Below are 3,784 nucleotides of genomic sequence, written 5' to 3'. Positions count from 1 at the left end.
TTCGCTCATATACTCATCCAGATCGCTTTCGTTTTTGAGCAGATCGTAGGCGTATTTGATCGCGCCCTCGAATTTACGCACGAGCTTATGTTTTTTCCAGTAAAAATCGATCTCTTTGACGCTGCCGTAAAGGATCAGCTTTTTTTGCTCCTCGTTTAAGTTTGCATACGGAATTTTGACGTTTATGCCGTTTGCTTCGCAAAATCCGAGCAGAAATTTATAATAATAGCTCTTGTTAAAGCCCGACATCACCTTGATCGCGCCGCCCTCGATCGAGGCGTTTTCGTTGATGATCTTGCCCAGATCGAGGCTAAATTTTATCCCCAACCCGTCGCAGCTCTCGCACGCGCCCTTTGGGGAGTTGAAGCTAAACGCGAGCGGCTCGAGCGGCTTGAATGAAATTTTACAATCAAAGCACGCCATATGCTCGCTGTAATGGATCAGGCTCTGCGCGAGCCCCAGCTCGGCGGCGTTTGCGATTTCCACCTCAAGCTCGCCGAAGCTGAGCTTGAGCGCCTTTTCGACGTCGCTTGCGATACGGATGGAATTTTCCTCGTCGATGATCGTGCGGTCGATGATAACCTTGATCGAGTGCTTTTTCGTCTTGCTCAGCTCGATCTCCTCGTCCAGCCGCACCAGCACGCCGTCGATCTGAGCGCGCACGTAGCCCTGCTCGCGTAGGCTTTGCAACATATCGGCGAAGCTGCCCTTTTTCTCGCGCACCAAGGGCGCGCCTAAGATCACCTTTGCGCCGCGCGGCAGCTTCATAATCTCGGCGATGATGTCGCTGGAGCTCATCTTTGAGATCGGCTTACCGCATTTGTGGCAGTGCTGCACCCCCACGCGCGCATAAAGCAGTCTCAGATAGTCGTAAATTTCGGTGATCGTGCCCACCGTCGAGCGCGGGTTTTTCGACGTCGTTTTTTGATCGATCGCGATCGCGGGCGTCAGACCGTCGATCTTATCGACGTCAGGCTTGCCTACGCGGTCTAAAAACTGCCTCGCGTAGCTGCTTAGGCTCTCGACATATCTGCGCTGCCCCTCGGCATATAGCGTATCAAACGCCAGCGTGCTCTTGCCGCTGCCGCTAAGACCGGTAAAAACGACGAGTTTGTCCTTTGGAATTTGCAAATTTATATTTTTCAGATTGTGCTCGCGCGCGCCCGTGATGGTGATGAGATCGTTCATTTTCGCCCTTTTGTGCCAAATTAATCTTACATTATAGCTCAAATTGTTAAAATTGCGCTTTTGGAAGGGGCGGCGATGATACTAATCTGCACGGCTTTGCGCTGCGAAGCCCAAGCGATAATCGAGAGTTTTAAACTTACTCGTAGCGGCGATCTGTTCGCAGGCGAGCAGATGCTTCTATACATATGCGGCGTGAGGTTCGGGGCTAAATTTAAAGCGGGCGCTGCAGGCGGCATAGAAATAGAATTTAAGAGCGAACCCGGCGCAAAATTTGTTCGCCGTGCCGATACAGACGCGGAATTCGGGCGCGAGCTCCGCAAGGATCGACGCGGCGCAGACGCAAAATTTAAGCATTTTTCGGACGCGGGCGCACTCTGCGGCAGCGACGCAGAAGCTGACTCCACGCAAAATGCGACTGAAAATTTTAAAATTTTAAATTTTAACTCCGCGCAAAATTCAGAGCGCTTCGGTGAAATTTTACTTTCGCGGCGCGTGGACTTTGCGCTAAACATAGGCGTCTGCGGCTGCGCGGATAAAGGCGTGCAAATCGGCGAGGCGTTTTACTTTGGCGGCATGGCGGCGCAGGAATTTTGCGGCGAGGACGGATCGAAATTTTATCGCTCGCATGTTGGGAGGCACAGCGAGCAAGCTCTAAAATTTGCTCTATTAGCGCCGAAATTTTACGCGCTTGATTGTTTATGACGGCGAAACTCTCCCCCGCCTCGCTCGCGTCTTGCTCGTAGGCTAGGGCGTAGTCGCTTTGAGCCAGTATGACGGCAACGGGCGTACGCAGCTCATGCGAAAGGTCGGCGCTTAGCTGCCGCTCGCGCTCAAACGCGCTTTGCAGCGATGCTAGCATTTCATTAAACGTAGCTGCGAGCGCGCTTAGCTCATCCTTGCCTCGCGGTAGTTCTATTCGCCGCGTAAAATCGCCGCTAGCTCCGATCTCGCTAGCTGTACGCGACATAGTGCGCACGGGCTTAAACGCTCTTTTTATGATCGCGTAGCCGCCGTAGATGATGAGCACCACAAATATCGGCGATAGGATAAGAGCGATTAGCATCACGCGTTTCATCGCAAGCTCAAACTCGCTAACTGCGATGACGCCGCGTATCCATGCGTTGCGCCCTTTGATCTGCGCGTCGTAATAGAAAAACTCATCGTCGTCAAGCTCCACCTCGCGCGCGCCTTGAGGCGAGAGCGGCAGCGCAGGCTCGAAGCCTTTAGGTACAAACCCCGCGATCACGCCGCCTTGTCCGTCATGTTCGTAGAAAAATACACCGTCATCAAAGCTTCTTAGCTTGTCCTCGCGCGCGGCTTTTTGCACTAAGCGGGCAAGCTTTTTTTGGCTGACGGAGCTTCCTGATACTTCGTCTAAAATATAGCCGCAAATGCCGATAATAGTGCCTGCAAGCGCCAAAATAAATACGCTGTAATAAAGCGTCACGCGTAGGCTGATAGGTAGCGCGCGCGAGATAAAATTCTCCTTAGCGGTTGTAAATACTCTAGATAAGGCTTGAGCAAAATTTTGTATTGTGATTTTAGACGCGAAATTTTGTCCTTGACTTTGCGCGAGGACGCTATTAGAATTTTGCGCTAGATCGGGTGTTGCGCCTGTAGCAGAAAAATTTGGCGCGGAATTTGATGCCGGATTTTGCGTGGAATTCCGTTTAAAATTTGACGCCTGGCTTTGAGTAGAATTTAGAGCCTGGTTTAACTCGATATTTTGCATGGGATTTTTCTTGCGGCTTTTCTTTAAACACGCAAAATTATGCGTAAAATTCTGTTTAAAATTTCGCACGAATTTTAATACGAAAAGCACCACAGCAGCAAAGATCTGCTTCGCAATCGCCGAAATTTTAATCCAAATCTCGCTATTTTGCCACGACATAGCCAAGCCCTCGCTTCGTTTCTATTATATCGCCGTGCTCGCCTAGCTTTTTGCGGATATTTTTGATTAAAACATCGATAACATTTGAGCTTGTTTCGTCGCTAAAATCCCAAATGCTTTCACCGATTTGTTCTCGGCTTAAAATCGCACCGCGATTTAGCATCAAAAGCTCTAAAATTCTATATTCCTTACCCGTTAGCTCCACTACCTCGCTCGCGCAGACGACCGATTTTTTGCTTAGATTTAGGCGCACTTGCCTTATGATAATTTCGTTATCAGCAGTAGCGTTTTTACGCCTGATAATTGCGCGAAGCCGCGCCAAAAGCTCACGAAAATCAAAGGGCTTAACCATATAATCGTCTGCGCCCAGATCAAGTCCTGCGACGATATCTTCTTTAGCATCCCGCGCAGTTAAAAATAAAACAGGCGTTCCCAGTCCGCGCGCCCGCGCCGCCTTCAAAAACTCAAAGCCGTCCATCACAGGCATCATCGCATCAAGCACGATAGCGTCATATTTTGCGACATCCAAAAACTCTAGCGCTTCCTTGCCGCAAAAGGCGTAATCTACGCTGTAGTCGTCCTTTCTCAGACATTTTGCGATGATTTGATTTAGATCTTTTTCATCCTCGACAAGTAAAATTTTCAAAGTGCTCCTTTAAAATTTTGCTAATTCTAATCCGCCATTTTAGCTAAAAACGCATAAAT

The 3,784-nt window shown here is 49.5% G+C and carries 2 protein-coding genes and 1 pseudogene; all 3 read right to left on the bottom strand.

What is annotated here, in order from left to right; genetic code table 11:
• Positions 1-1,188: pseudogene (locus Q0256_RS05555) on the bottom strand (excinuclease ABC subunit A); the annotation flags it as partial.
• 439 nt (positions 1,189-1,627) lie between these two features.
• Positions 1,628-3,079, bottom strand: a complete 1,452-nt coding sequence (locus Q0256_RS05550) for a HAMP domain-containing protein (protein ID WP_297960905.1) — start codon at positions 3,077-3,079, stop codon at positions 1,628-1,630.
• Positions 3,063-3,725, bottom strand: coding sequence for a response regulator transcription factor (locus Q0256_RS05545; protein ID WP_297960902.1), 663 nt, complete (start codon positions 3,723-3,725; stop codon positions 3,063-3,065). The genes Q0256_RS05550 and Q0256_RS05545 overlap by 17 nt, the downstream gene beginning before the upstream one ends.
• Between the last annotated feature and the right edge of the window lie 59 nt (positions 3,726-3,784).

Origin of the sequence: uncultured Campylobacter sp. (assembly GCF_937949835.1) — a bacterium.
Lineage (GTDB): Bacteria > Campylobacterota > Campylobacteria > Campylobacterales > Campylobacteraceae > Campylobacter_B.
This window is presented reverse-complemented; position numbering and strand designations above follow the sequence as displayed.